The organism is Dyadobacter soli (genome assembly GCF_900101885.1).
Taxonomy (GTDB): domain Bacteria; phylum Bacteroidota; class Bacteroidia; order Cytophagales; family Spirosomataceae; genus Dyadobacter; species Dyadobacter soli.
Window position 1 is genome coordinate 38,037 of the sequence record NZ_FNAN01000002.1, and the last position, 22,087, is coordinate 60,123.

Consider the following 22,087-nt stretch of genomic DNA (forward strand, 5'->3'; position numbering starts at 1 on the left):
TTGTAAAATTTAAAGATTAAATATTCTTTAAAGGCGAAATCGAAATACGTATACTGACGGGTACTTGATGTAGGCGAAGGAAATCGACGGTTCGGTTCAAAGCGTCGACGAATCGGCGAAACAGGACTGGTTTTCAGGAATTAAAATATGGAAAGTGGCACCCTGGCCATCGCCGGAAGTGGCGAAAATATGCCCGTGGTGGTTTTGAAGAATCTTCTTGCACATTGCCAGGCCGATACCCGTGCCTTCGAACTCCTTTTTGCCGTGGAGGCGCTGAAAAATCTCGAAAATTTTCTCCGCGTAGTGTTCCTCGAAGCCAATGCCATTGTCACTTACTTCCAAATGATGGTATGCACAACGGGTATCGAGCATCGGGTAAGACTTCAATGCGGCCTTGTCGAGTAGCTGCGCCGAAACTGTAATGACGGGGTCCACATCCGCCCGGGTGAATTTCAATGCATTCGAAATGAGATTTCCGAACAGCTGCGCCATTTGCAGCGGCACCGCCTCCACCACCGGGAGGTTACTATAACTGACCTTCGCGTGCTTCTGATCAATCAGCAGTTCGAGATCGTCGACGATATTGTCGAGTACCAGGCTGAGATCGGTATTCCGCACCAGGTCCGAGTCTCTCGACAACTGCGAGAATGTGAGCACGTCACGGATCAGCAGCATCATCCGCGAAGAAGCATTTCTGATTTTATTCAGATAATTACGCTGGCGCTCGGTCGTATCTCCCAGTTCGGCTTCCAGCATCTGCGCGAAAGTGGCCACCTTTCGGATCGGCTCCTGCAAATCGTGGGAAGCAATGTAGGCAAACTGCGCCAGCTCCGCGTTCGAACGTTGTAAATGCCGGTTAGCGGTCGCGAGCTCACGTGTGCGCTCGGCTACGATCTCCTCCATTTTCAGCCTCGCAACCACCAGCTCCGTCACATCCTGGCAAAGGATCATGACCCCGTGCACATGGCCATCGTCGCTGCGATAGGGCTGATACACCAGGTTCAGAAAGCCCTCCTTCTTCCTGCCATCGATATATACAAAATAAGGATGGTCGCTGAGGTAAATCGGTTCGCCGGTCGTCCTGACCGCATCGTGAATGCTTCTGAAATGTGACTCCGTTTCCGGTATAACCGAAAAAAGTGGCTTCCCGAGCAGCTCCTCGCGGGAACGGCCGATGAGCCGGCCGTAAGCGTCGTTGACTATCTCCACGATCATATCCTCGCCGATGAGTACGATTATCCCCACCGTGGCGTCCGTCACCAGGTTCTGAAAACGCCGCTCGGAGTCGTGCAGCTGATTGAATACCATGACCTTTTGGGTGGTCTCGGTGCAAGTCACAAAAACGCCATTGACGTGGCCCCGGTCGTCGTACACAGGGCTGTAACTGAATGTCCAGTAAATATCCTCGATTTGACCATTCCTGAAAAACGGCACGAGCTGGTCCTCAAACCACACCGGCTCCCCGCTATCCATGACCTTTTGAAGCAGCGGGCCGATAAAGTCCCAGATTTCGGGCCAAACCTCCTGCCCTCTCTTGCCTAATGCCGGATGTTTGCCATCCTTGCCGAGGCTCGGGCGGAATGCGTCGTTATAGAAACAGATGAGGTCGTTGTCCCAGAAGAGGAACATGGGAAATGCGGAATGCAGTACAATGCCCAGGGTAGTCCGCAAGCTTTGCTGCCATGATTCCGGCGGGCCTATCGACGTCGCCGTCCAGTCGAACGACCGGGTCAGGGCGCCCATTTCGCCGCCTCCCTGTATAAAATGAAAAACCTGGTCGTTTGTGGGCTTACGTAAATCCATGTCGAAGAATGAATAGACTAAAAGCAACCCTACTATAATCGCGCCAGAACGGATGCTACACCAATACTTTGTCGAGTATCGCCACCAGGTCTTCAAAACGGCCTGGTTTTGTAAAAAAATGGTAGGCGCCCAGCTGTTTCACCTGCGCTACCGTGGCGGCGTTGGAGGAGGTAGAGAGGATTACAACCGGAATTTCGCGGAGTTTTTCATCTTTTTGGATCTCCGCCAGAAACTGCTGCCCGTTCATCAGGGGCATGTTAAGGTCGAGAAAAATGAGGTCGGTTTCGAGTTCTCCTTTTGCGATCTGGCTTAAAGCCTTCCTGGCGCTGTCCAGAACAGTGCAGCGAACAGGTTTTCGGGTACATTCAAGCGCGGTCAGGAAAATCTCCTGATCATCTTCATCATCGTCGATGAGAAGAATGTTCTGATAGAGCATTTACAGGGAGTAAAAAAAATCAATGCAAATTATACTACAATGGAGCTTAAACCAAGTATTCGTTGCCCGATTTATCGAATATCCTGGTAGCGCCCCTGGTTCAGGTCGCCGGTTTCATAACCCTTCTTGAACCAATACATTCTTTGCTCGGAACTTCCATGCGTAAATGCATCGGGTACCACGTACCCCTGCGATTCCTTTTGGAGTTTGTCGTCACCAATGGCATTGGCGGCCGTCAGCGCGGCTTCGAGGTCGCCGGGTTCGAGGATTTTATCGCGCTGGTTGGCGTGGTATGCCCACACGCCCGCGAGGAAGTCGGCCTGCAATTCCAGTTTGACCGAAAGCTTGTTATACTCGGCTTCGCTGAGCTGGCGGCGCTGTTCCTGAACCTGTTGCGAAATACCCATCAGGTTCTGCACATGGTGCCCCACCTCATGCGCCACCACATACGCCACCGCGAACTCGCCCGGCGCATTGAACCGGTCGCGCAGCTCGTCGCAGAATGTCAGATCGATGTAGACTTTATGATCGGCCGGGCAATAGAACGGACCCATTGCCGATGAAGCGCCGCCGCAAGCACTTTGCGTCGCGTTCGAAAACATTTGCAGCACGGGCTTTTCATACTCGGCGTTATTCTGGGCGTAAATTTGCGTCCAGACATCTTCGGTACTACCCAAAACCGCCGAAACGAAATCGGCTGTCTTGTCGTCCGGGCGCGGGCCTGCGGGCCTGGATTCGGCCTGTTCGGTTTGCGTGCCCTGTATATTGGAAAGAATCTCCTGCGGGTCCTGACCGGTCAGCAGCCCGATGGCAACCACGATGATCACCCCGATGCCCCCTAATGCAACCTTCCCCCCGCCCGACATTCCGCGGCGGTCGTCGATGTTGCTGCTTCTGCGTAAATCCTGCCAACGCATGTTGTTGATGTATTTAGGTTAGAAATAGAATCTAATACGGGCCGGATTCCCGAACCCGTCGCATTCAAATATAGAAATAATGCCAGCTATGAAAAGCAGCGTGCCACGATAATTTTACAGCGGGCGCAATGGCGTACAAATATTGTAGTGCAAGTCTACAAATGTAGATTTCGTAAAGTATTTAGTCCATACAATAACTTATAAAGCCGTTAAATAAGTAATTCCGAAACATAGCTCAATAAATTCTTCGACGACGACGCGATGTATTTAAATTTAGGCAACTGAAGTTAATTAAATCAGCCTATGCCGTATACTAAACCCTATTTTGCCGGATTCGCGTATCACTCCACGGAAATCTGCAAATTCTTGCAGGCGTACAGCACGTTCACTCTGATGCTGACCAACGGGGCGATCATCCACTACCAGCCCGAACACGCACTTGATTTTCGGCGCTGGCTCAACCACCACAAGATCGAGGACATTCGCGTGTCCATCCGGAATAGCAATCCGGCGATCCTCGCGTAGCGACTGCCTGTCAGCTGCTGCAACCATTTAACTACTCACGTTCCTTTGTTTCTTTTCCTTCCTGGTTATCAAGCATTAACACACCCTCTGCAGGGCATTCCCGCGGTTTTGTATTATTTTTATTAAATAATAAATTATAATTCCAGCGGGGCAGGCTTTTCGGGTGGTATGAAGCATATTAAAGTTTTCTTTCTGTGGGTGTTGCTGACCGGGCATTTCTACTCCTGTTCTCCCGAACTGCCCGAGGATGTGGAAGTTGCGATGAAGGAACTCCCCGATAAGCTGGATTACAACCAGCACGTAAAACCCGTACTTTCCGACAAATGCTTTGCCTGCCACGGGCCCGATAAAGCCAAACAAAAAGGCGGCCTGCGCCTCGACATGGCCGAATCTGCATTCCATAAAGTGTCCAAAAACTCCGGACTGACCGCCATCGACCCCGGCGACCTGGCCGACAGCGAATTTTTCCACCGCATTATCTCTTCCGATCCGGATTATGTGATGCCTACGCCCGAGTCGCACCTGAGCTTGTCCGCGCGCGAGAAAGCGATACTGATTCGCTGGATTGAAGAAGGTGCCGAGTACAAGCCGCACTGGGCATTTGTAAATCCTGAAAAACCGGAGGTCCCGGGTACGCAGCACGACAACCTGGCTATCAATGCGATAGATCATTTTGTATTTAAAAAACTGGAAGAAGAAAAACTGCAACCTTCGGCGCAGGCTGAAAAGGAAATACTGCTCCGCAGGGTTTCGCTCGACCTTACCGGCCTCCCGCCGACGCTTGCAGAAACGGATGCATTCCTGAAAGATAATTCGGCCAATGCCTATGAAAAACAAGTGGACAGGCTGCTGGCTTCCCCGCATTATGGCGAGAAAATGGCCGTCGATTGGCTCGATCTGGCCCGTTTTGCCGACTCGCATGGCTACACCGTCGACAGGCTGCGGGATATGTCGCCCTACCGCGACTGGGTGATCAATGCATTCAACAAAAACATGCATTACGACCAGTTCGTACACTGGCAGCTCGCCGGCGACCTTATGCCTGGTCCTACGAAGGAAATGCGCATTGCCACGGCATTCAACCGCAACCACCAGCAGAATATGGAGGGTGGTATTATCGAAGAGGAATTTCAAACCGAATACGTCGTCGACCGCACCAACACCTTCGGTGACGCATTCCTGGGACTTTCCGTCGGCTGCGCCAAATGCCACGACCACAAATACGACCCGATTTCGCAAAAGAACTACTACGAACTGTATAGCTTCTTTAATAATGTAAAAGAAGCCGGGCAAATATCCTGGGACGACGCGTTGCCGACGCCAACGATGCTCCTGCCAACCGCCGCGCAAGAGCAAACTTTGCATTTTATTCAAACCAAAATCAAAACCGAAGAACAGCAGCTTGCTACTACGCAGCGCAGTGCGGAGGCCGGTTTCAAACAATGGATCAATGCGGGCGGCTACCGCAACCTGGCCAAAGAGCAACTGCCCAAAGCTGGTTTGCAGGCACATTATACATTTGAAAGCAACTCGCTGCGCAATGCGGTGAACGCCAAAGAAACGGGCGTAATGAAGCGCGAAGCCGGTTCTCCCGGCGGCGATCCGGTATTTGCAGCCAAATCCGACGGCAAGTCGCTCGCACTCGACGGCGACGTTTACCTCGATCTCGGCCAGAACGGTGTGTTCCGCAAGTCGGAGCCATTCAGCGTGGGGATTTGGGTAAATATTCCCAAAGAACTGCACGAAGGGGTAATCCTGCACAAAAGCCAGGCAGAGCGGCTCTACAACTTCCGCGGCTATCATTTGTACCTCAAAAACGACCGCCTCGAACTGAACATGGCGCATACCGCGCCGTCGGACGCATTGACGCGGATCAGCAGGCAGCCGATACCGAAAGACCAATGGGTACAGCTGACGATGACCTACGACGGCTCCTCCAAAGCGGCAGGTTTTAAATTGTATGTCAATGGGCAGGAGGCCGCGATAGAAACGACAATGGATCAGCTTACGAAAGATATTCTCTTCAAATCGTCCGTCCAGCCCGGCTTGCAGATTGGCGCGTGGTGGAGGGGTTTTGGACTAAAAAATGCGCAAGTGGACGACATTACCGTCTACAACCGCGAGCTCACGCCATTTGAAACAGCATTACTTGCCCGCAAATCGTCATGGTCGGCGATAGCGGCAAGGAATGCGACTGAACTGACAGCTACTGAAACCGCCGCATTGAAAAACTACTACATTTCCGCCGTCGATCCGGCTATCGCAAAGGCGCGGCTCGCATTGCGCGACGCCCGCACGGAGCTTTCGGACTCTACCGAGCGTATCAAGGAAATGATGGTGATGCAGGAAATGCCCAAGCCCAGGCAGGCCCACATTCTGCTGCGTGGGAATTATGATGCATTGGGTGAAAAGGTGTTCCCGTCTACGCCCGCATCGATTTTGGCATTCCCTAAAAATTTACCCAAAAACCGCGACGGCCTCGCGCAATGGCTCACGCACGCGGATAACCCGCTCACGGCGCGCGTGGCTGTGAACCGCTACTGGCAGAATTTCTTCGGTACCGGGCTCGTGAAGACCACCGAAGACTTCGGCAACCAGGGCGAGCTGCCTACCCACCCGGAATTGCTCGACTGGCTGGCCGTTACCTTCCGCGAATCGGGTTGGGATATTAAGAAACTGAACAAACTGATCGTGCTATCGGCCACCTACCGCCAGGACTCCCGCACGAGCAGGGATGTACGCGAGCGCGACCCCGACAACCGCCTGTATGCACGCGGGCCTGCGAACCGGATGTCGGCCGAGATGATCCGTGACAATGCATTGATGGCCAGCGGATTGATAAACCCCAAAATCGGCGGTGCGAGTGTAAAACCTTACCAACCAGAAGGGTTATGGTCGATCAACAGCAGCACCTACACACCCGATTCGGGTAATGCCGTGTACCGCCGGAGCTTGTACGTCATCGTAAAACGTTCGGTACCCAACCCTACGCTCGCGACATTCGACGCTACTTCGCGGAGCTTCTGCGTGGTGCGGCGGCAAAAAACGAATACGCCATTGCAAGCCCTCGTTACCCTCAACGACCCCACATTTGTGGAAGCGATGTGCGTGATGGGCGAGCAAATGTGCCGCATTCCCGACGCACGCCAGTCGATTACCACCGCCTACCGCAAGCTCACTGGTCGCAAACCGCCCGGGAGGGAGGTAGACCTGCTGCTTGCATTGCGTAAAGTAGAGGAAGAAAAATTCCGGAAAGACCCGAAAAAGACCGCCGGCTGGCTCCATACCGGCCAGCACGTGGCCGACAAGTCGCTCGACCCCGCATTGCTAGCTGCCAATAGCGTGGTAGCGAGCACCATTCTCAATTCAGACGCCGCCTTAACCAAACGATAACCATGCAGCACCATCACGAAGACGAGTTCCGCATGCATACGCCCGAGTTCAACGAACTGCACCGGAAACTGGACCGCCGCCGTTTCCTCACCCAAACCTCCCTCGGGCTGGGCGCTATGGCCGTTGGCTCACTTTTCGGGCTCGATAAGTTGTATGGATCGGCGTCGAGGCAGGCTGCGGTGTCCACTGCGGCGGCATCCACTGGGGCAGTGTCCACTGGGGACCTCGAATCGGAAATATTGAAAGCGTTACCGCATATCGCCCCGAAAGCCAAACGGGTGGTGTACCTGTTCATGGCGGGCGGGCCGTCGCAGTTCGAAACATTTGATTATAAGCCTAAACTGGTCAAAATGGCCGGCCAGAACCTGCCCGATTCGGTGCGGAAAGGGCAGCGGCTTACGGGTATGAGCGCGAGTCAGAGCGTATTGCCGATGGCACCGTCGATCTACGGGTTCAACCAGCATGGCAAGACCAACACCTGGGTGAGCGAGCTCCTGCCCTACACGGCCAAGGTGGTCGACGACCTTTGCATTGTCAAATCCATTTATTCCGAGGCCATTAACCACGACCCGGCCATTACCTTTTTCCAAACCGGCAATCAGCTGCCGGGCAGGCCGGCCATTGGCTCCTGGGTGAGCTACGGCCTTGGTACCGACAATAATAACCTGCCGACATTCATCGTACTGGTTTCCAAAAATGCCCCGAAAGACCAGCCATTGTACGCCCGACTGTGGGGAAATGGCTTTCTCGAATCGCGGCACCAGGGGGTTCAGTTCCGCTCGGGCAAGGACCCGGTGCTGTTTCTGAACAATCCCGAAGGTTACGACGGCCACGACCGCAAGGAAATGCTCGATTACCTTTCGAAACTGAACCAGCTGCAAAACGACGCGTACGGCGATCCGGAGATCAATAACCGCATTGCGCAATACGAAATGGCGTTCCGGATGCAGACTTCCGTGCCCGATGTGATGGATACCTCCGCCGAGCCGGACGATGTTTTTGAACTCTACGGCCCCGACAGCCGCGACCCGGGCACCTACGCCGCCAACTGCCTGCTAGCCCGCAAGTTGCTGGAAAAAGATGTGAAGTTCGTGCAGCTTTACCACCAGGGCTGGGACCAGCACGGCGGGCTGCCCAAAGCCATCGCCCAGCAATGCAAAGCCACCGACCAGGCTACCGGTGCATTGATCATGGACCTGAAACGCCGCGGCCTGCTCGACGACACGCTCGTGATATGGGGTGGAGAATTTGGCCGGACCGTGTATTCGCAAGGCAAGCTCAGCGCCACCGATTACGGCCGCGACCATCACCCGCGCTGCTTCACCATGTGGATGGCCGGCGCAGGCGTGAAGTCCGGTATCAGCTATGGCGAAACCGACGATTTCAGCTACAACATCATCAAAGACCCGGTGCACGTCCACGATTTCCACGCCACGCTGCTGCATTTGATGGGCGTCGACCACGAGCGGCTTACCTATAAATTCCAGGGCAGGCGCTTCCGGCTCACCGATGTGCATGGGAAACTGGTGAAAGACATTCTGGCGTAGCTATTTCTCAATTTTCAGTTTGACCCGTCCCCAGGTCACTTTGCGCTCGATGGGATTGAATGTCTTCGTTTCGTAACTGCCGAGGCATTCTATTTCCGTTGCGCCCGGTTGAACGTGGATAATGGATTGCTGGGTAAAACCATCGGGCCAGCGGGCGGGGATCATTTCGTCGGTGAATTGCTCGCGGGAAGCGACGATGCCTGCGCTGTTAATATCAATTTTCAATCGCTTATCTCCTTCATACAGAACAATATCCTCGCCCGCATTCGCCTTACCATCCCCATTTCCTTTTCCTAATGCAGCCTGGCGTACCATTTTGCCGTCGTCCACTTTGATATTGGTAAAATAAGGCACATCAAAATCGACCGGAACGTTGATCACCGTGCTATTAACCGTCGCGCCGCCATAAACGGTTATTTTCAGTTTAATATCCGCTGGCTCGGCGTGCAATGGCGGCCTTTTGTTACAGATTATTTCAAAATCAGGCACTTGGAATAACCGCGCATTCGCATTAACCTGTACGGATTTTACCGAATCCTTAATCGAAACATTCTTATCCGGGGAGCTAATGACAACTTTTAGGTTACCTCCACCTTCACTCCCCCGATTTAATAACCTGATTTTTAGTGCATTGCTCCCATTCTTCAACCAGGGATTTTCATTGGCATTCAAATCGAGAAAACCCCAGTTGGCTTTGTCACCTGCTTTGTAAATGCCCGTTTCATTTCCGTGAGCGTCGAAATCAATGCTAATGCTGCCGGCAGCATCGGCTTTCACGTCGGAAACTGCAATTTTACCTGTTTTGAAAGAATAGTTAGCCCGCTTGTAAGCTGCATGCGCAATATAAACCGGCGCCGTTTTAACATTAATATTGCCGATCGGCACAGTCGGCCCGTGCGGCAGCCATTTTTGGGTGTAAACCCCGAAACCCTGTGGCGTAACATCTTTTAAGTAAATGAACCCCGGCGTTTGCTTATCGCTTTTTACCTCATGTCCCCATAGCGCGAAATCTCCGTACAAGTCGTAATGCGACCATTTCTTCGGCTGCGGATGCTTTTTACCGAACTCGCCGGCCACGAATGCCATTGCTTTTTCGAACCGCCAGGTCTCGCCCGGGTCGTCCACCATATGTCCGCCCGAAAACTCTTCCATTTCGATGTTCTTCCCTTCCCAGGCCGCGCCCGCCTTTACCTCCTGATTCAGGAAATACAAAATATCGGTAGGGCTCGTGTGAATGCGCATTTTCACATCCTGCAAATTCCCGAAAGCATAGCGCACCGGGTAAAGCGTGTGGTTACCCGGCGTCCCGACGAAAAATTCCGGGCTACCCATAATGCTCACCCCGGCGCAGACCATATCCGGATACTTGCCCGATAAATACAACGACATAAACCCGCCCATACTGAACCCGACAATGCCCCGATGGTCACGGTCGGTTAGCGTGCGGTAAGTGCGATCGATGTGGGCAATCAGTTCCGGAAAATAGTCCTTCATCTGCACCTGAAACGCTATATCTTCGTGATTACCAACATTATAAGGCCGTGGCTGCTTTTCCTCGATATTGCCGTCCCACATCACCATAATGGCCTGATACTTGTCCACCAGCTTTTGCAGCATCGCATATTCCAGTTTCGCATTGTCATCGCTCGAATGCCGCCCGCCCCAGCCGTGGAAAAAGTAGATGACCGGGTACCGCTTGCCCGATTGCGCATAGCCGGTGGGTAGGTACAGCCGGTAATATTTCGGGTGCCCGAATACCTTGCTTTCGTGCGTCAGGTCCTGATAAGGCACCTGTGCGTACGCGCGCATCATGCTCACGAGGGCGATGAGGGTGAATACTTTAACGAATCGTGTCAGGTTGGGTGCGTTCATGGTGATGGTGTGCATTACGGTTGTGTATGAACCAGGTATCCGGCAGTATTCCTAAATTCCTCTTCGCTGACGGTAATGGTAAGCTTTCCATCGGCCCATGTCCATTGATCTGCGGCAAACTCCCCGTCTATATTGCGGCGGATGATTTTCGTGGGTCTGTTTTGGGTAAAAAAACTAATGTACCCCGGTGCGAACGGTATCACGGCCACTTGACCGGACTTTGCAATGGAAGCATTATCCTGCGAGATCAATGCCCATTTACCCGTCCAGCTGATGTTTTCGACCGAATTTCCGCCTGTTTGCGCTTCGCCTGGTCGTAGTTCCCGAAGTACCAAAGCCGTCAGATTGCCGCCACCTTCCAGCCTCCCCCAGCATTTCAATTCCGGCGGGCCCTGCATATTTCCGGTGTTGCTGTTGTACCAGCGCGGCTCCCATTGGGCGGTACGCCGGTGCCAGAGATTGACAGCCAGCCTGCGATTCATAAACTGCCGGGGTACCGGTGCGTTTTCGGCCATTTCGCTTGGCAAGACTGCTCCGGGAGAGCCCAGAATCACTGAATTGAGCAAAATACCGTCATCCAGCGCCCAGTCGTAGCACGACGAGCCGCTGATCGCTACGCCATACCCGCCCAGCAGCGACGCCCACACACTCCATTCCTGATGCCCCCGGTGCAAATCGAACCATAAATCTCCCTGGTCGTCGAGCGAAACGAGGTCGGTGAGCGGCACCCACAGCGGGCTGATACCGTAGCCCATGATCACCACGCCGGGGTCCACGCTCTTGGCCGCCTTCGCGATCTGCTGCATCAATGCGAATGTATGCCGTTCGCCGCGCAATGCGGGGTCGCGGGGGGCACCCATGTCCGGGCTGGGCAAACCATAGCCAAAATCCAGCTTGATCACGCGTGGCCTGATGTCCTTCATAATACGCACCGTGCGGTCCCAGAGGAATTTTTTCGTCCGCTCCGAACTGAAATCCATGCAGTAGTAGGCGTCGCCCTGCGGATCGAAATTCCAGTTAGCCATGCATGGCTTGCCATTTTTATCCAGTATCAAATCCTTTTTACCCAAACCACATGCTGCGGTGTCCTTGATCCACCCGATCGTTTCCCAAACGCCCACTTCGACGCCTTTTTTGCGGATATAGGCAATGTCTTCGTAGAAATCCGGGAACTTCTTCAAATCCGGCACACCCGAGCCCTGCGACGACTCCCACGGATCGTCGAGCACCATCACCTCGTTGTGCATCTTCTCCATAAAGTCCGCGATCGGGCGGATCGGGTATTTCTTAAACCGCCACATACCCCAGGTGTTCCAGATCGAAGCCGTCTGCTTCCGTAACGATTCTCCGGAATTGGATTTGGCCACTTCCGGGAATGAAGCATAATATCGCCCGAAACTCTCCCGAGCCGTCGTATCGATCGCAATGCGTGCCAGGTCTTTCCAAATGCGTATTTTTCCTTTCGGCGGACCCCAGAGATCTTCACGGTACAAAAACTGCAAGCATCCCCGCGTCGATTGGATTTTCAGCGACATCGCGGCATCCGGCACACTTCCCGCGCCGATGGTAATCCAGCCATCGTCCGACCCCATCCCCGCGAAAAGTACCGGGCGCGGAAACGCGGCACCATACGGCGTGCCCATCGAAGGTCCGAAATTGCCCAATGCAATGGTAGTATGCCCGAAATCCCAGCTCCGGAAGTAGCTCTGCACCGTCCCGGCCTTCGCGCCCGGCACACAGTAGCCGAACGATTGCCAGTCGGGCATGAACGGCCTGTCCCAGGTAGGGTGCACGTTGGCGCCATTCACCATCGACGCTCCGAGGTACATTTCAAGGATTTTGGGGGTAAAAGCCGTCCATTCCGCTGAGAGTTCGGTGAAGCGCCAGCCCGTTTCCCCATTTTCAACCACCAGCCGACCTTTGCCAAGCCCCGGCCATTGCAATGCAACAGTGAGCTTGTCACCTTCTTTTACAGCCGATTGCACGACTGCCTTCGAGTACTTTTTCTCCTTTCTGAGATTTTCATACCAAAATGAAGGCAACAGGCTGCCTTGCCACATTACCGCGCCTTTTTGGGAATGCGCTAATGTGGCCTTGTCTGCCGCGAGGTCCCATTTCAGGATCAGGTTGCGGCGGGTATGTGTCCATTCCGGCAATGCAGGAGCAGCCAGGGCGACATTTGAAATACACAAACTCACTAACAGAAGCTGAAACGTAGCGTAAATGCGGATCATAAAATGGAAAACAGTCCGAGGTTGTGATGGGTTGTGTCAGGAAAACACTATCTTTCAGCAAGGAAGAAATTTATACAAGTGCCTGCAAATAAAATACTTAAATAATTTTCGCAAACCTTTCCGCAAACCTTTGCAGTATGGAGGACATTACACTGAAAACCATCGCCACGAAGCTCGGCATTTCCATATCCACCGTTTCGAGGGCATTGAAAAACCACCCGGACATTAAAGAAACCACCCGCCAGGCCGTATACGAGCTCGCCGAGCAGCTCGATTACGAGCCCAACCAGCTCGCGTTCCAGCTTCTCAACCGCCGCAGCAATACCATTGGTGTGGTGGTTCCGAAAATCAGTTATGCATTATACCTGCAGGCGCTTCCAGGCATGGCCGAAGTGGCCGAAAAGCACGGTTACCAGCTCCTGATCTGCCAGACCGACGACAGTTACGAAAAAGAAGTACGGCAAATTCACAGTTTACTCAGCTCGCGGACCTCGGGGGTGGTACTTTCGATGTCGGCCAATACCACCAACTACGACCATTTACTGAAAATCCAGCGCAAAAACGTGCCGCTGGTACTGTTCAACCGCGATTGTGAAGAAATAACCTGTTCCAAGGTACTGATCGACAACCACCAGGCCGCCTACGAAGCTACATCGCTATTGATTGCCCAAGGCCGGCGCCAGATCGCCTTTTTCCGGGGCCCGGAGCATTTGCAGATCAGCCGGAAACGTTTTGAAGGCTACTCACAGGCATTGTCCGACCACGGCATTCCGCTCGACCCGGACATTGTGCGGCTCGCCGCCGACCAGGAAAAAGAAGCCATGATCGCCGCCATTACCGAACTCTTCGATTCCGGCGCGCAGTACGACGCCATCCTCGCGTACAGCGACCAGATCGCACAATGGGCGCTTGTGCTGGCACGGCAGCGCGGCATCCGCATTCCCGAAGAACTCGCCATCATCGGCTTCTACAACGAGCCTACCAACGAGCTTCTCGACCCGCCCCTCATCTCCGTATCGCAGCCCGCCTACGAAATGGGCGTCAAAGCGATGGAGCTCGTTTTCAAAGAACTGAACAGCACCCGGTTTGCATTTGAGCGGGTGGTGCTCGAAAGTTCGCTGGTTTTGCGAGGGTCGAGTTAGAGTATCCTGCCCATTTCCTCGTCTTTGTTCCTGAAATGCATATCCTGATGAAACCCTTTAAAAAATACCTTTTCATTTCTTCCCTGCTGGCTATTCCGCTGGCGACGACGGCCCAGCAAGCGAACGTCAACCTCGATTGGGCGCCGCAGAAAAACACGGAACAACTGGTACCCTACGGCGGGAATGTGATTTCCCCGGAAGTTAAAGACGACCATACCATTACATTCCGCCTCAAAGCGCCGGACGCGCAGACGGTAGAGCTGACAGGCGGACCGATATTGCTGGCTTTGAAAAACAAGGGCAATATTCCCTTCAAAAAAGACAACGACGGGCTATGGACGCTGACGGTCGGGCCTGTAACACCGAATATTTATGTGTACCGTTTCCTGGTCGACGGCGTAGCCGTGGCCGACCCGAACAATACGCTCACAGGCACTTCGAACCAGCCCGGATACAGCAATCTCGTCGTGCATGGGAGCGGGCCTGCCTACTACGACGCACGCAATGTGCCGCACGGGAGCATTGCGAGGCACATTTACCATTCCGACGTGCTGAATGGCGAGCGGGAAATGTTTGTGTACACGCCGCCGGGTTACGATCCGACGAAAAAGTACCCGGTACTGTACCTGCTGGGCGGCAGCGGCGAGCTCGCTTCGGGCTGGACGCTCGACGGGCGGGCCAATTTCATCGCGGATAACCTGTTGGCCGAGGGCAAAATCATGCCGATGATCATTGCAATGCCTAATAACCAGGTCATCCACCGCAACGATCCGAAGCATTTGGAAAAGACTTACAAGTTGTTTGAAGAAGAACTGCGAAAACAGATCGTTCCGTTTGTCGACAAGCATTATACCACAATCAAGGACCGGAAAGGCCGGGCTATTTCAGGGCTTTCCATGGGCGGCAGGCATACCCAGGCCGTAGGTTTCAATGCGATAGACCTGTTCAGTTCATTCGGCATATTGAGCGCAGGCGACCTGGAACCTGAAAAATTGAACCCGGCATTCTTTAACGACTCAAAAATTAAGAGCAAAGTGGATTACCTGCTCGTAGGCCTCGGCGGCAACGAACAGCAGGAAGCCATCGGTAAAAGGTCTGCCGCTACCCATGCTGCTTTGGAAAAATCAGGCATAAAGCACGACTACTTCATCGGCGGCGAAGGCGCACACGACTGGGGAACGTGGCGGTTGCTGTTGCACGATAAGTTGCTTCCCAATCTATTTAAGAAATGAGTGAATATTTTTAAATCTCATTCACTCATTGACTCATTCATTCATTCAAAATTATCACCGTGAGCTATTTCAACATTGACGCCACCAAGGCACAGACATTCGACGCGATCGTTGTGGGGACGGGGATCAGCGGGGGCTGGGCGGCGAAGGAATTAACCGAAAAAGGATTGAAAACCCTCGTGCTCGAACGCGGGCGCGATGTGAAACATATTGTCGACTACCCCACCACGAACATGATGCCGTGGGAATTCGAGCATCGCGGGTTGCCGCCGCTGGCCGTCCGCGAGGCGAGCCCGATGGCCAGCAAGCATTATATTTTCAGGGAGGATGCCATGCATTTCGTGGTGAAGGATTACGAGCATCCCTATGTGCAGGACCAGCCGTTCAGCTGGATGCGCGGGTACCAGGTAGGCGGCCGCTCGCTGCTGTGGGCGCGGCAAACGCAGCGGTGGTCGGATTACGACTTTGAAGGCCCGGCGCGCGACGGCTTCGCTACCGACTGGCCGATCCGCTACAAGGACATAGCGCCCTGGTACAGCTATGTGGAGAAATTTGCGGGCATTTCCGGCAATAAGGACGGCCTGCCACAGCTTCCCGACGGCGAGTTTTTGCCCCCGCACGAAATGAGCTGCGTGGAAAAGCATTTCAGCGACCAGACGGCCAAAAATTACAAAGGTACGCGCCCGGTCATCATCGGTCGCGCCGCGCACATCACCGATCCGCAGCCGATCCACACCCAGCAGGGCCGCGCCAAATGCCAGCACCGCAATATGTGCCAGCGCGGCTGTCCGTTCGGCGGGTATTTCAGTACCAATGCGGCTACATTGCCATGGGCCGAAAAGACGGGTAATCTCACATTAAGGCCGCATTCGGTGGTGCATTCGGTGATTTATGATGAAAAGAAAAAAAGGGCTACAGGCGTGCGCGTGGTGGATGCGCAGACGAAGCAGATGACCGAGTATTACGCCAAAATCATTTTCATCAATGCATCGGCCATCAATTCCAACCTGATTTTACTCAATTCCAAATCCAGCCGCTTCCCGAATGGGCTCGGTAACGACAGCGGCGTGCTGGGCAAGTTCATCGGCTTTCACAATTACCGCGGCCGCGTACAGGCGGATTTCGACGGCTTCCACGACCGCACCGTCGACGGACGCCGCCCGAATGGCGCCTATATCCCCCGTTTCCGAAATGTGTTCAAGCAGGAAACTGATTTTCTCCGCGGGTATGCCACCTCGTTTTCGGCTTCCAAAGTGGGTAATGCCAACGACGGCCTGGGAGAATCGCTGAAAGCCAGCTTATTTGCACCCGACGAAAGCGGCTGGTCACTCGGCGCGCAGATGATGGGTGAAGTGTTGATGAAGGAAACCAATTTCATCAGGCTGGACGAAAACCTGAAAGACGACTGGGGCATTCCGCAGCTGCGCATGAACGTGTCGTTCGACGATAACGATATGAAAATGGTGAAGGATTTTTATACCGAACTCAGCGAAATGCTCGATAAAGCCGGTTTCAAAAACATCAAAACCTCCGACACCCACCGCAACCCCGGCAGTGAAAACCACGAAATGGGCGGTGCCAGAATGGGAAAAGATGGCAAAACATCGATCCTCAATCAATGGAACCAAATGCACCAGGTCCCGAACGTATTCGTAACCGACGGTGCCTGCATGACGTCAGCCTCCACGCAAAACCCGTCACTGACCTATATGGCACTGACGGCACGGGCGGCAGATTATGCGGTTGGTCAGATGCGGAAGGGGAACATTTGATGAGTTTTAATGAGTGAATGTGCGAATGAGTGAATGAGTGAATAATCGAAAAAACATTCACTCATTCACTCATTCACTCATTCACTCATTGACTCATTCACTCATTAATCATCGCACATTAACCGCCACCGTCACATAATACATCCCCCCAACAGACGGGCCGCCTAGGAAGGAGACATAGTACTTGTTCAGCAGATTGCTTGCACCTACTTTGATCAGGCTTTTCAGCGTGGGTATGCGGTAGGTTACCTGCGCGTCGAGGCTGCTGTATGACGGGACGTTGCCGGTTACGAGGAACGTCTGCGAATAGTATCCCGACTGCCATTTGTAAGAAACCGTGGCGTCGAGGTTTTCGGCGATGTTGGTGCGGGAAACGGAACCGTTCCACATCCATTTGGGTGTGTTGAAGCCGTCTTCGAGGCCGTCCTGGTTTTCTGCGTTTTTTAGTTTCGCGAACGTGGTATTGATGCCGGCTACCCATTTTTTCTCCCATTGATAATTCAAACCGGCGCTGAAACCGTAATTGTTGATCACCGAGCGGGAATTGGTGTACATACGGTATTGCGCCTGGCGGGCCTTGTCGTACAGGTCGTGCGGAATAGTGGCCGGGTCGGTTGACAACGGTACATTCATGTTGGTCTGCGCTATGAAATTGCTGTACCGGTTGAAATACAAATCCGCATTCACAAACAATGCCCTATCGAAGAAAAGGCCTTTGTAGCCCGCTTCCCAGGTTTTGGTGTGCTCGGGTTTCAGGTAGGTGTAGGAGTTCTTTTTAAGTAAACCCTTATTCTTCTCGATCGCGGCATCCTGCGTGAGGCTATTCTGGTTAATATCGTTCAAAACCGCCTGCTGGAAACTGGTAATGGAATTGGCCAGCCAAGCATTCTCGAAAATGCCCTGAGACATCACCGGCAGCCCCCCTACCCGCTTCACGCCGCCGCTGTTAACATTACTGTAAGCCTCGAAAATGCTCGGAAAACGGTAACCGGTTTGAAACGAAACACGTACATTATGGTCGTGCACCGGGCTGTAAACGGCTGATAACCTGGGGTTGAATGTCGTTTTGAAATAGTCGTTCTTGTCTGCACGCAGGATGACACCAAGCCGCAACTTCTTCTGTATCAAATCCTTATTCAACGAAACAAAGCCGCCGGTTTTGCCATAGGTAATGCTATTGCCATCCTTGCCGGGCTCGGGGTTTACGAAATAATTGCCGTCGGGCACGATGATGTAGGTCCGGTGGTCGGCACCGAGGAGAATGTCCAGCCCATATTTGTCCTTCCAGGCTTTGAGGTACTTTTCCGTGAGGCTCACCTGCGCTTCGGCGTGCACGAAATCCGCTTTCACGCGCAATGCAGCGCCAATGTCCCAGTTATTGATGTCTTGCAATTTTTGTAATTGTGCATTGAAACGGTCAGAGCCGGGCAGGTAGCGACCCGCATCGGCTGCTGCGCGGGCCTGCCGCATGGCGTCGGCTACTGTGGCCCCGCCGGTGGTGGCGGTGTTGAAGCCTTTGGTGAAATCGGCGTACCAGTCGGTGTCTGATTTGTAGCTGCGGTCCATATTCTCAGCCATCGAGCGCAGGTTGTAGGACCGGCCGGTATTTTCGGAATTGACATACAATTTCGCCTGCACCGAAGCCGACTGGTACTGAATCCCATGCTGCTGCACGAGGTAGTTTTCGAGGCGGAAACGGTTGGCGCGCTGGTACACATTATCGAGGAGGCCGAAATGATAGGTGTAGGTCAGCATGGCGCCGGGTGCCACTTTGTAATAAATGCCCGCATCGCCTTTGATATTCTGCAAGTTATAATCCACCACCTCAGCTTCCTGGTACCCAGTGCGGCTCACCACGTAGCGCTTCCCGCCAAGCGTCACGGTCTTTCGGTTCGAACTTTCATTGCCATACATATTCACCGGATCACTCGCCGGATTGTCCGCGCCGAAAAGCTGCGTGCTGCTGTTCGCATTGCCATTCAGCTCCGTCTGGTCGGAGGCGATCCAGTCGTAGCCTTTTGTGAATGCGCCATTGACTTTAAATGCCAGTTTCGGGGTAATGATTTTGGCAAAACGAATTGTCGTTTCGGTGAACGGTTTTGCTTTGCTATGGCTGTCGTTCAGGTGGTTAATGGCCGTTTTCTGCTGGATCGACAGGCCTTCGGAATTGAAAGGATTTTTGGTAAAAAAATTCGCGAGGCCATTCACGGTATTCATGCCATACAATGCCGAAGCGGTGCCCGGAAGGATCTCGATGCTCGCGATATCGAGGTCCGTCGGCCCGAGCGAGTTACCGATCGCCCCGCCGATATGCGGCGACTGCACGTCCATCCCGTCGGTAAGCTGCGCGAAGCGCACATTGGTCGTATTCGAAAACCCTCTCGCATTCAACACCTTAAAACCCAGCGAAGGCGTGATCATATGCACGCCCTGCACATTTTCCAATGCATCGAAAAATGACAATGCCGGCGATAATGCGGTTGCTTTTGCACTCACCTTCTGCACGCTCACGGGCGAGACGAGAATGCTTTCCGTAACCCGCGAGGCCGTTACCACCATCTCTTCCAGTGCACGAGCCTTCAAAGTGTCGGTCTGCGTCTGCGCAGTTGCAGTAAATGGAATACAAAAGATGAATGCAGCAAAAAGTTGTTTCATAGGAGCGATGCCAGCGTTATATCCAATCGGAAATATCGCAAAGTAAGAGAAAATCTCCGTTCACCTCAATGAATGCATCCGCTCATTTTTTGTAAAGTATCGAAGAGGAAGCCGGTGTTGGGCATGCAACCGACAGTAACGTGACGCGGGAAGTTTGTTATGTTGTTGCATCCCTGACGGGATTATCAGATCGCATCGCAATGGTATTAATCTACCAATATTACATCGCTACGCGATTGGATTTGAGGTCATGATTGACCGGGGTTACTGGTGAGTGAAATCCATCAACTCGGGCTGGCTGCGCTGGCTCGAAAGTCATCACCGTCATAGCAAATACGGTCCTGAGACATTTCCTTTGCCTAAATGTGCATTCCCGCATTCTTTTTGTAAAGTGTTTAGTTGATACAAATACCAAAATCGTAGTTTCGGAATCGGACGAGCGAAATGCCGTCAGGCATGCAACATTGGTAGTAAAACCAACGCAAGGTCACCTCGGCGAATGCCTTTGGGCATGCAACCGATCCGTATTGTGACGCGGGACGTTTGTTATGTTGTCACATCCCTGACGGGATTATCAGATCGCGTCGCAAGGGCATTATGCTAACAAGGTTACATCGCTACGCGATTGAAAATGGACCGCGGTAAACCTGACGTTCGGGTTACCGGAACGTTTATACACCTTGAACCTGAAATGATTGGCTGATTTAAAATCTGAAATGATGTCGCGCATAAAACGGCGATGATGAATTGAATATCGAATCGACTGCGGATCAGGTGAAGGCGTTGGCCCGGAGGGCCATCCCGTTTATAGCAAATGCAGTCTCGGCGAATTTTTTGGCTCCGGAGGAGCCTCCTCGCGGACGAAGAAGGAGGCTCCTCCGGAGCCGGGAAATGTGGTGGCGATATGGTTTGCTATAAACAGGTTGCCGCTCTGCGGCTTGCGATTACACCGCCGCGGTCAATCATTCCCTCCCTCCACCTTCTCAAACTCAAAATTCCCCTTGATATGCTTATTCAAAAACGTCCCCTTCGAACCGGAGGTTTTCATAGCCTGGTACACTTCCCAGGGGACGTTTTTGTAGTCGTACACCATCCCGGAAACATATACGATGCGCAATGTTTCCTTCTCCTCGTTGTAGATCATCTGGGCAACGACGCTGGATGGCATGGCGGGGTTTTAATTAAAATCATCCAATGTGTCGCGCAGCTTGTCCACCGCTTCGGATGAAATGTTTGAATCCGTAAAAATCGATTTGACGGTGGCTTTGCTGCCGTAGAGGCCGGTATTGGCGCGCACGTCGACGTCGAGCATAGCGCCGTTCACGGTTACGCCGGCGAAAAGGCCTTTGGACCGCGAGTAGGAATATACTTCGGCTTCCAGCTTGTAGTCGGTCGTGGCGGAGGCGTTTTTGCTAACCGGGCCGGCCGCTACGGATACGTCGCCGCCGAGGGTGTAGTCGCCTTTTTCGATGTTCATCAGTGATTTTTCACTTTTGAATACCAAAACTAAATCCACGGCCTGCACGCCTATCTGCGCGCCTACGCTGCCGCCGGTGATAGTCACAAACACCGGGTCGCTCCATTTGCCGTCTTCGCGTTTGATCATTGCGAGGCCGCGGCCATGCTTGCCGCCGACGATCAGACCGCCGTTGATCATTCTCGGCACGATGATAATGCCTTTGGAGGCTTCAATGAGCTGTCCGGGAATTTGTATTCCGTTGAAATCACTCAGTACGGAAGTGGCGGCGTTTATCTTTTCTTCTTCTTTGTTTTGTGCGAAAGAAGGGGCTGAAATGGCTAGTCCGATCAGGAGGAAGGCTTGCATTTTCATTGTTTTCAACTTGTTGAGGAACATAATTATTGGGATTAACAGGTATAAAAAAGGTACTTCAAGGATCGTGCCTGTCGGTATCAAAAACCGCGTTCCGACAACAGGAACAGGTATTCTGACATCGATCCGGCATTATCCGCAACTTTTAACGCAGGACCTGGCGGTTTCTGATCCGTTGGTATGATTTTGATGACATTTTTACATGAAACAATGTCAACCCCAATCACATTTATTATGGATGCCAAAGCAATCAGTCTGAGCGAAACCGACGTGAAACCTGTTGTGGATCTGCTGAATGACTACCTAGCCAACTACCACATTCATTACCAAAAACTGAGAGGCTGCCACTGGAACATCAAGGGGCAAAACTTTTTTACCCTGCACGTGAAATTCGAAGAATTGTATACCAATGCGCAGGAAACGATCGACGAGATCGCCGAGCGGGTACTCACCCTGGGTAAGCCGCCGCACAGCCGTTTCGCGGATTATATCAATGAATCGGAGATCAAGGAGATCAATACCATCGGCATGAAGGACCTGGATATGGTCGATGCCGTACTTGATGATTTCGGCAAGCTCATCGCCCTCGAACGCGAGCTCCTTACCGCCACCGAAGAAGCCAGCGACGACGGTACCAACGACATGGTGAACCGTTTCATGCAGTTCAAGGAAAAGAATACCTGGATGCTGCGCTCGTTCGCCGGGAAGAAATAAATGAAACCTATGCA

At 52.9% G+C, this 22,087-nt stretch carries 15 protein-coding genes; 7 read left to right on the plus strand and 8 right to left on the minus strand.

The annotated features are described in order from the left end of the window. Nucleotides 1–96: 96 nt before the first annotated feature. The 3 genes from BLQ88_RS02425 to ypfJ all read right to left on the minus strand — a co-directional run bounded on the left by BLQ88_RS02425 (nucleotide 97) and on the right by ypfJ (nucleotide 3,156). Nucleotides 97–1,803, minus strand: coding sequence for a PAS domain-containing sensor histidine kinase (locus tag BLQ88_RS02425; protein WP_090146396.1), 1,707 nt, complete (start codon nucleotides 1,801–1,803; stop codon nucleotides 97–99). A gap of 55 nt (nucleotides 1,804–1,858) precedes the next feature. After that, on the minus strand, nucleotides 1,859–2,239 hold the full coding sequence (locus BLQ88_RS02430) for a response regulator (protein WP_090146398.1): 381 nt from the start codon (nucleotides 2,237–2,239) through the stop codon (nucleotides 1,859–1,861). A gap of 71 nt (nucleotides 2,240–2,310) precedes the next feature. After that, nucleotides 2,311–3,156 carry a KPN_02809 family neutral zinc metallopeptidase gene (ypfJ, locus tag BLQ88_RS02435; protein WP_090146400.1) on the minus strand — a complete coding sequence of 282 codons (846 nt, stop codon included), beginning with the start codon at nucleotides 3,154–3,156 and terminating at the stop codon, nucleotides 2,311–2,313. Between the two features lie 303 nt (nucleotides 3,157–3,459). On the opposite strand from ypfJ, the gene BLQ88_RS02440 reads away from it, so the two are divergent. The 3 genes from BLQ88_RS02440 (at nucleotide 3,460) to BLQ88_RS02450 (ending at nucleotide 8,621) form a co-directional block, all read left to right on the plus strand. Then, nucleotides 3,460–3,681, plus strand: a complete 222-nt coding sequence (locus BLQ88_RS02440; protein ID WP_090146402.1) for a hypothetical protein — start codon at nucleotides 3,460–3,462, stop codon at nucleotides 3,679–3,681. A 168-nt stretch (nucleotides 3,682–3,849) separates the two neighbouring features. After that, complete coding sequence (locus tag BLQ88_RS02445) at nucleotides 3,850–7,074, plus strand: DUF1553 domain-containing protein (protein ID WP_090146403.1); 3,225 nt, start codon at nucleotides 3,850–3,852, stop codon at nucleotides 7,072–7,074. A 2-nt stretch (nucleotides 7,075–7,076) separates the two neighbouring features. After that, nucleotides 7,077–8,621: a DUF1501 domain-containing protein gene (locus tag BLQ88_RS02450; RefSeq protein ID WP_090146405.1), complete on the plus strand. Its 1,545-nt coding sequence runs from the start codon at nucleotides 7,077–7,079 to the stop codon at nucleotides 8,619–8,621. On the opposite strand, the gene BLQ88_RS02455 is transcribed toward BLQ88_RS02450, so the two are convergent. After that, nucleotides 8,622–10,508, minus strand: a complete 1,887-nt coding sequence (locus tag BLQ88_RS02455) for an alpha/beta hydrolase (protein WP_090146407.1) — start codon at nucleotides 10,506–10,508, stop codon at nucleotides 8,622–8,624. Further along, nucleotides 10,508–12,727, minus strand: a complete 2,220-nt coding sequence (locus BLQ88_RS02460) for an alpha-amylase family protein (RefSeq protein WP_090146408.1) — start codon at nucleotides 12,725–12,727, stop codon at nucleotides 10,508–10,510. The genes BLQ88_RS02455 and BLQ88_RS02460 overlap by 1 nt, the downstream gene beginning before the upstream one ends. 137 nt (nucleotides 12,728–12,864) lie before the next feature. On the opposite strand from BLQ88_RS02460, the gene BLQ88_RS02465 reads away from it, so the two are divergent. The 3 genes from BLQ88_RS02465 to BLQ88_RS02475 are packed head-to-tail and all read left to right on the plus strand — an operon-like array spanning nucleotide 12,865 to nucleotide 16,873. Continuing rightward, complete coding sequence (locus BLQ88_RS02465; protein WP_090146410.1) at nucleotides 12,865–13,869, plus strand: LacI family DNA-binding transcriptional regulator; 1,005 nt, start codon at nucleotides 12,865–12,867, stop codon at nucleotides 13,867–13,869. A 47-nt stretch (nucleotides 13,870–13,916) separates the two neighbouring features. After that, entirely contained in the window at nucleotides 13,917–15,101 is a 1,185-nt protein-coding gene (locus tag BLQ88_RS02470) for an esterase (RefSeq protein ID WP_229212541.1), read from the plus strand. A 59-nt stretch (nucleotides 15,102–15,160) separates the two neighbouring features. After that, the gene (locus tag BLQ88_RS02475; protein WP_090146413.1) at nucleotides 15,161–16,873 is read left to right on the plus strand and encodes a GMC oxidoreductase; all 1,713 of its coding nucleotides are present in this window, start codon (nucleotides 15,161–15,163) and stop codon (nucleotides 16,871–16,873) included. A 108-nt stretch (nucleotides 16,874–16,981) separates the two neighbouring features. Here BLQ88_RS02475 and BLQ88_RS02480 read toward each other — a convergent pair whose 3' ends face one another. From BLQ88_RS02480 to BLQ88_RS02490, 3 genes are all read right to left on the minus strand, one after another. Further along, a complete protein-coding gene (locus BLQ88_RS02480; protein ID WP_090146414.1) occupies nucleotides 16,982–19,528 on the minus strand; it encodes a TonB-dependent receptor in 2,547 nt (848 codons plus the stop codon). A gap of 958 nt (nucleotides 19,529–20,486) precedes the next feature. Beyond that, nucleotides 20,487–20,696 (minus strand): KTSC domain-containing protein, encoded by a 210-nt coding sequence (locus tag BLQ88_RS02485; RefSeq protein WP_090146415.1) that lies wholly within the window; start codon nucleotides 20,694–20,696, stop codon nucleotides 20,487–20,489. 9 nt (nucleotides 20,697–20,705) lie between these two features. Then, nucleotides 20,706–21,359: a lipid-binding SYLF domain-containing protein gene (locus BLQ88_RS02490; RefSeq protein WP_229212542.1), complete on the minus strand. Its 654-nt coding sequence runs from the start codon at nucleotides 21,357–21,359 to the stop codon at nucleotides 20,706–20,708. Nucleotides 21,360–21,593: 234 nt separating this feature from the next. On the opposite strand from BLQ88_RS02490, the gene BLQ88_RS02495 reads away from it, so the two are divergent. Further along, on the plus strand, nucleotides 21,594–22,073 hold the full coding sequence (locus BLQ88_RS02495; RefSeq protein ID WP_090147082.1) for a Dps family protein: 480 nt from the start codon (nucleotides 21,594–21,596) through the stop codon (nucleotides 22,071–22,073). Nucleotides 22,074–22,087 lie beyond the last annotated feature (14 nt).

Coding starts and splice junctions, on each gene's coding strand:
- BLQ88_RS02490 (WP_229212542.1), bottom strand. CDS start 21,359: ATGAAAATGCAAGCCTTCCTCCTGATCGGACTAGCCATTTCAGCCCCT.
- ypfJ (WP_090146400.1), bottom strand. CDS start 3,156: ATGCGTTGGCAGGATTTACGCAGAAGCAGCAACATCGACGACCGCCGC.
- BLQ88_RS02440 (WP_090146402.1), top strand. CDS start 3,460: ATGCCGTATACTAAACCCTATTTTGCCGGATTCGCGTATCACTCCACG.
- BLQ88_RS02470 (WP_229212541.1), top strand. CDS start 13,917: ATGAAACCCTTTAAAAAATACCTTTTCATTTCTTCCCTGCTGGCTATT.
- BLQ88_RS02430 (WP_090146398.1), bottom strand. CDS start 2,239: ATGCTCTATCAGAACATTCTTCTCATCGACGATGATGAAGATGATCAG.
- BLQ88_RS02495 (WP_090147082.1), top strand. CDS start 21,594: ATGGATGCCAAAGCAATCAGTCTGAGCGAAACCGACGTGAAACCTGTT.
- BLQ88_RS02425 (WP_090146396.1), bottom strand. CDS start 1,803: ATGGATTTACGTAAGCCCACAAACGACCAGGTTTTTCATTTTATACAG.
- BLQ88_RS02450 (WP_090146405.1), top strand. CDS start 7,077: ATGCAGCACCATCACGAAGACGAGTTCCGCATGCATACGCCCGAGTTC.
- BLQ88_RS02445 (WP_090146403.1), top strand. CDS start 3,850: ATGAAGCATATTAAAGTTTTCTTTCTGTGGGTGTTGCTGACCGGGCAT.
- BLQ88_RS02485 (WP_090146415.1), bottom strand. CDS start 20,696: ATGCCATCCAGCGTCGTTGCCCAGATGATCTACAACGAGGAGAAGGAA.
- BLQ88_RS02460 (WP_090146408.1), bottom strand. CDS start 12,727: ATGATCCGCATTTACGCTACGTTTCAGCTTCTGTTAGTGAGTTTGTGT.
- BLQ88_RS02455 (WP_090146407.1), bottom strand. CDS start 10,508: ATGCACACCATCACCATGAACGCACCCAACCTGACACGATTCGTTAAA.
- BLQ88_RS02465 (WP_090146410.1), top strand. CDS start 12,865: ATGGAGGACATTACACTGAAAACCATCGCCACGAAGCTCGGCATTTCC.
- BLQ88_RS02480 (WP_090146414.1), bottom strand. CDS start 19,528: ATGAAACAACTTTTTGCTGCATTCATCTTTTGTATTCCATTTACTGCA.